General features: G+C 71.8%; 6 protein-coding genes. 2 read left to right on the top strand and 4 right to left on the bottom strand.

Going from position 1 to position 5,985, the window contains the following annotated elements; genetic code table 11:
• On the bottom strand, window positions 1-991 hold a 991-nt coding region (locus LB823_RS23385), incomplete at its 3' end, for a septum formation family protein (RefSeq protein WP_224652132.1).
• Window positions 992-1,078: 87 nt separating this feature from the next.
• Here LB823_RS23385 and serS point away from each other — a divergent pair.
• On the top strand, window positions 1,079-2,332 hold the full coding sequence (serS, locus tag LB823_RS23380; protein WP_224652130.1) for a serine--tRNA ligase: 1,254 nt from the start codon (window positions 1,079-1,081) through the stop codon (window positions 2,330-2,332).
• On the opposite strand, the gene LB823_RS23375 is transcribed toward serS, so the two are convergent.
• A complete protein-coding gene (locus LB823_RS23375; protein ID WP_224652128.1) occupies window positions 2,304-2,702 on the bottom strand; it encodes a MerR family transcriptional regulator in 399 nt (132 codons plus the stop codon). The genes serS and LB823_RS23375 overlap by 29 nt on opposite strands.
• A gap of 47 nt (window positions 2,703-2,749) precedes the next feature.
• Between LB823_RS23375 and LB823_RS23370 the strand changes: the two genes are divergently transcribed.
• Window positions 2,750-3,718 carry an MBL fold metallo-hydrolase gene (locus LB823_RS23370; protein WP_224652127.1) on the top strand — a complete coding sequence of 323 codons (969 nt, stop codon included), beginning with the start codon at window positions 2,750-2,752 and terminating at the stop codon, window positions 3,716-3,718.
• 191 nt (window positions 3,719-3,909) lie between these two features.
• On the opposite strand, the gene LB823_RS23365 is transcribed toward LB823_RS23370, so the two are convergent.
• Both LB823_RS23365 and LB823_RS23360 read right to left on the bottom strand, forming a co-directional pair.
• Window positions 3,910-4,494: a hypothetical protein gene (locus LB823_RS23365; protein ID WP_224652125.1), complete on the bottom strand. Its 585-nt coding sequence runs from the start codon at window positions 4,492-4,494 to the stop codon at window positions 3,910-3,912.
• 62 nt (window positions 4,495-4,556) lie between these two features.
• On the bottom strand, window positions 4,557-5,985 hold a 1,429-nt coding region (locus tag LB823_RS23360; protein ID WP_224652123.1), incomplete at its 5' end, for a hypothetical protein.

Here is a 5,985-nt window from a genome sequence, read left to right as displayed (position 1 = left end):
GCGTCGGGGCGGGCCCGGCGCCGGGGAAGGTCGGCATCACGGGCTTCTTGCCGTCGATGAGCAGGTCGGGCGACTTCGCGGAGCCCGTGATCGGGGTGAAGGTGCGCGCGTCCTTCGACGAGGCCAGGAAGCAGATCACCGAGCGCGAGCCCGCGGTCCACGAGGGCTGCGAGAGCTTGTTCCACGCGAGCTGCAGGCCGGACTTCCGCAGCCCGTCCTGCGAGCCGAACCAGCCCGTCGTGCGCGACGGGCAGATGCGGCTCAGGTAGTCCTCCTGCTGCCGCTCGGTGGGCCACGAGGCGTCGGGGAAGGCCTGCCGCATGTCGATCACGGCGGTCACCTCGAAGGCGTGCGGCTGCGTGCAGGCCACGGGCGCGGTGCGCTGGCCGCGGTCGTCGATGCCGATGCAGGTGCCCGGCGGCCAGGTCAGCGACTTGTCCTGGTTCACGATCTTGCCCTGGTTCTCCAGGGCGTTGCCAGCACCGTCGACCACCTGCACGCCGCAGCGCATCGTCCGGTCCCCGGACTCCCACGCCTTCTCGCCGGCGGTGAGCAGCCCCATCTGGAACCGGCCCATCGGGTCGAGGCGCGTGCCGAGGTATTCGGTCACCACGGGCGGGCACAGCTGGTCGCGCTGCGCGGCCAGGGCCGTCGCCGACGGGTAGGGCGCGTTCTCCGGCAGGGTGCGGGCGGGCTCGCCCGCGACCTCGAACTTGTGGGGCTGCACGCAGTCCACGGGGGCCATCGTCGACGGGTCCTTGTCCCAGGTCAGGCACGTGCCGGGCTTGGAGCGGGCGAGGGTGGTCCCGGCGGCGGCGAGCCGCGGGGCCTTCTCCTCGTTCTTCGGCTCGAAGGCGCCGGTGGCGAACAGGATCCCGCCGATGGCGAGCGCGCCCACGACCACCGCGGCCAGGACGGCGCGCACGGTGAGGGCGCCGGCGCGCCCGGTCTTCGCGGCGGGTGCGGGCTGGGTTTCGGTGTCGTCGGCCATCGCCTTCCATCATGCCCGGTCCGGGCGCGGACGGGTGCGCGGTACGTCGGTCGGGGCGGGTCGACGGTGCCGTAATAGGCTGGTCGGGTGATCGACGTCAAGCTGGTACGCGAGAACCCGGACCGTGTGCGCGCCTCGCAGCGCGCCCGTGGAGAGGACCCGTCGCTGGTCGACGCCCTGCTGTCCGCGGACGCGGACCGTCGGGCGGCGGTGCTGGCGGCCGACAACCTGCGGGCCGAGCACAAGGCCTCGTCGAAGTCGATCGGCAAGGCGGCGCCCGAGGACCGCAAGGCCCTCGTGGCCGCGGCGGGCGAGCTGGCCGCGCGGGTGAAGGAGGCCGAGGCCGCGCAGAGCCGCGCCGACGAGGTGTTCGACGAGGTCGCGCGGAAGATCGGCAACGTCATCATCGACGGCGTGCCCGCCGGCGGCGAGGACGACTTCGTGGTGCTCGAGCACGTGGGCGAGATCCCCGAGATCGCCGACCCCAAGGACCACCTGGAGCTCGCCGAGGGCCTGGGCCTGCTCGACATGGAGCGCGGCGCCAAGGTCTCGGGCTCGCGGTTCTACTTCATGAAGGGCTACGGCGCGCTGTTCCAGATGGCGCTGCTGCAGCTCGCGGTGCAGAAGGCCGTGGCCAACGGCTTCACGCTGATGATCCCGCCCGTGCTGGTCAAGCCCGAGGTCATGGCCGGCACCGGCTTCCTGGGTGCGCACGCCGACGAGATCTACCGCCTCGAGGCCGACGACCTGTACCTCGTGGGCACCTCGGAGGTGCCGCTGGCCGGCTACCACATGGACGAGATCCTCGACCTCTCCGACGGTCCCGTGCGCTACGCCGCGCAGTCGAGCTGCTTCCGGCGCGAGGCCGGCTCGTACGGCAAGGACACGCGCGGCATCATCCGCGTGCACCAGTTCGACAAGATCGAGATGTTCGTCTACTGCAAGCCGGAGGACGCGGAGGCCGAGCACCAGCGGCTGCTGAACTGGGAGAAGGAGATGCTCGCGGCCGTCGAGGTGCCCTACCGGGTGATCGACGTGGCGGCGGGCGACCTCGGCTCGTCGGCGGCGCGCAAGTTCGACAGCGAGGCGTGGGTGCCGTCGCAGGGCCGCTACCGCGAGCTCACGTCGACCTCGAACTGCACCACCTTCCAGGCGCGGCGCCTGGGCATCCGGTACCGGGATGCCGACGGTAGGCCGCAGGTCGCGGCCACGTTGAACGGAACGCTGGCCACCACGCGCTGGCTCGTCGCGATCTGGGAGAACCACCAGCAGCCAGACGGTTCCGTCCGCGTGCCCGTCGCGCTGCAGCCGTTCATCGGAACGGACGTGCTGCGCCCGTAAGGTCCCGGCCCGAGGCGAAGCCGGAGCACTCCGGACACTGGGTGACGACGGGATGCGCGCAGGTGAGCGTGTGCTCGAGGAAGGCGTCTGCGCGCCGCAACTCGTCGATGCGTCCGGCGATCGTCTCCCGGTGCCCCCGGAGTCGTTCGGCGCGACCGGCCGTGTCGGCGACGATCAGCTGCTTGATCTGGTCGAGCGACAGGCCCGCCCGCTGGCACAGCAGGATGAGGCGCGCCCGGGCGACGTGCTCGTCGGAGTAGCTGCGCTGTCCGCCGGGCTCGCGTGGTGGCACGAGTACGCCGACGTCCTCCCAATGACGGAGGACGTGCGTCGCGACGCCCACCTCCGCCGCCGCATATCCGATGCGCATGCGTTCCGCCTTTACTTCAGGTCGACCTGAAGTTCTACCGTAGCGCCATGACGGACACCACCGAGCAGATCAGCCCCGACCACATCGTCGACCGCGTCGTACCGACGGCGCTGAGCACGTGCTGCCGGGCGGTCGGGCAGTCGATAGCCGGTGCGGTGCGCCCGCGCCGACCCGATCCCGCCCGTATCGCGCGTCTGCGCGAGACGCTCGCCGCGCCGCCGGCGTCGTCGGTGGCGGTGCGCCTGCGGGCCCTGCCGCAGGTCCCGCGCGACGTCCGCACGATGACCGTGCTCGAAGGGGTGCGTGGTCCGGCGACGATCCGGATGGGCATGCGCACCTACGTGATCGACCACCCGTCCGCCCGGATCCTGCTCGACCCGTCCGTCGCCTCCCAGGTGCGCGAGCGGGTCCTCGGCGCCATGCAGCCGATGCTCCGCGCCGCAGTGATGCCGTCTCCTGACGTCCTCAGCACCGTCGAGGCGCTGCACCGCGGCGGAGTGGATCCGGCGAGCGTCGACCTCGCGCTGTCGACGCACCTGCACTGGGATCACGTCAGCGGGCTGCTCGACCTACCGGGCCTGCAGTTGACGGCGCACCGTCGGGAGTACGAGTGGGCGGTCGCCGGAGAACTGGCACCGGCCGCGGGGGTCCGCCCCGCGCTCGCCGGTCGCACGATGGACCTGCGGGACCTCGACGGTCCGCCCGTTCTGGCGTTCCCGGCGAGCCACGATGTCTTCGGCGACGGATCGGTCGTACTCGTCGACCTCGCGGGGCACACGCCGGGAAGCGTCGGCGTGCTGCTGAACACCGAACGCGGGCGGGTGCTCATGGCCGGCGACGCGGTCTGGCACTCCGAGCAACTGGCGCACGGCGCGCAGAAGGCGGCCTTTCCGGGGCTGCTCGTCGATGTCGACCGCGACGCGACCTTCGAGACGATGATGCGCCTCATGGCGTTGCCCGGCGACGTCACAGTCGTTCCGTGCCACGACCACGACCTCGCGGGCCGCTGGGCGTAGATGCTCCGGGCCCGACTCTCGGATCCTGTCCGCTACGGACACGCTGTCCGTGATGGACAGAATCCGAGAGTCGCGCGCTACTGGGCTCACGAGCTTCGCCGGGCTGCTGCAGACCTACGGTCTCAACACCTGGTTGCCGAAGATCATGGCCGACGCAGGGTACGACGCGAAGGGTGTCCCCGATCGCGGTGCTAGAAGATCTCCATCACGTGCCACCACGGCCCGTCGATGTGTTCAACGGTGTTGCGGTCGGGGTGCTCGCCGTGGGCGCGGACCGTCGTCCCGTCGGGTGCGTACACGAGGTAGTGGATGTCCATGAGTCCGCCGGAGCCCCACATCATGAAGCGGACCGTCCCGTCGGTGATCGACGGGCTGACTTCGTAGCCGCCGATCGTCCTGTTCTCGTGCAGGGGGAGCTCGCCCGACAGGGTCGCCTGCGCCGCGCGTTCGAAGGCCGGTCGCGCGAGGGCCCAGCGCGCCTGGAACGGGATGCCGAGCCAGACCGTCGCGACCGTCACCGCGCCGATCAGCGGCGCGACGAGGAACATCGGACTCCATGCCCGGCGATGTGACAGCGCGAGCACCGTGCGGACGAACCACGTCAGGCCGGCGATCGCGATGCCGAGGAGCACCGCGAACCCGAGGAGCATGTCGCCGCCCAGCTTACTCTCGGCGTAGATCCAGACGCCGCCGACGAGCGCGGTGAACGCGGCGAGTGCCCATCCCGGTGGCCGTCGCCGGCGTGGCGTCGACACCTCGACTGAACCATCGTGCATCGGAGCTACGTTACCGCGCAAGCAGGGGCGGCGGTATTGCGAGGAATCGGCCGCCTGGGCCGTCAGACCTCGATCTGCTCCGCGAGCTTGGTGAGGCGGAAACGGGCCATCGCGAGGTTGGCGCGCGAGCGGTCCAGCACCAGGTACAGGAACAGGTCGTCGGTGCCCTGGTTGATCGGGCGCACGATCTGGTACTGCGTGCCGAGGGTGATGAGGATGTCCTCGATGTGGTCGTCGAGGTCCAGATCGCCCAGCGTGCGGCTCATCGCCTGCACCAGCGCCGAATTGCCCGCCGCCGCGACCTCGAGGTTGAACTCCGCGGGATCGCCGGCGGTCGCGAGCGCCATGCCGCTGCTCGCATCGACCAGCGCGACGCCCAGCGCGCCGTCGATGGTCATGGCTTCGTTCAGGGACTCGTTGAATTCGGTCATGTCACCGGGGTCCTTCGGCTCGTGCGGTGCCTGGCGGTTCTGCAGATTCTGCAGGGTCTCGGAGTCGACGTAGGTCTCATCGATCTGCGTGTACGGGTACGGATCGATCGCGAGCGGCTCCGCGAACGTCGGGCGAACCGGCTCCTCCGCGGGCGCGGCGTCGCCGGCCTCCGCGGACTCCTCGGTCTCGCCGGTGCCCTCGGACTCCTCGGGCTCCGCCGGGGCCGCGACCGTCGCCGCCTCGTCGGCCGGGTCGTCCGCGAGCTCCTGCGGGGCATCCGCGACGGTCTCCGTCGCCGCGGAATCATCGGTCTCCGCTGCTGCGGCGGCGGTCCCGACCTCGGGTTCGGGCTCGTGGTCGACGAACTCCGCGTGGTGGACCTCGGCCTCGTGCGCCTCCGCCTCAGCGGCCACGTCGGGCGTAGCGGTCTCGGCGGGCTCCTCGGTCTCCGGCTCCGGCTCGGGCTGCGCAGCGTGCGCCGCGTCCACCTCGACGTCCACCACCTCGACGTCGATGTACGACTCGTCGGGCTCGTCGAGGGTCTCGGACTCGGGGTGCGCCTCGAACGTCGCCTCGAGGGTCTCGCCGTCCTCGTGCGCGGACTGCGGCGCGGCGTCGGCCCAGAGGTCCTCCGTGCGGCCCTCGGCACGGGGCTCGAAGCGCGGCGGCGCGAACTGGTCGAAGCCGCCGTCGAAGGCGGTCGCGGACGTGTTCGAGGCGGTCTGCGGCCCCGTCGACGCGCTGTAGCCGAAGCCGCCGACCACGCCCGCCTCGTACGTGTCCGACGCGGGCTGCACGCCCTGGAAGGTCTCCGAGGTCAGCGGGTCCGTCAGGGGGTCGGGCTTGGTGCGCGGCGCCTCGGGCGCCGGGCTGTCGGCCTGCGAGAACGACGGCGACGCGAGGCCCGCCAGCGGATCCGACGGTGCCGGACCGGCGCCCGGCGTGCCCGGGGCGGACGGCGGCGCGCCCGCGGCGGCGCGGGCCGCCTCCTTCGCGGCGACCTGCACCTCGGGCGGCGGGATCACGCGCGGCCGGCGGGGCGCCTGCGGCGGCTGTCCC

This window comes from Tsukamurella sp. M9C, from assembly GCF_020169415.1.
Lineage (GTDB): Bacteria > Actinomycetota > Actinomycetes > Mycobacteriales > Mycobacteriaceae > Tsukamurella.
Note: the sequence above shows the minus strand (reverse complement) of the source record. Positions and strands in the feature narration are given on the sequence as shown.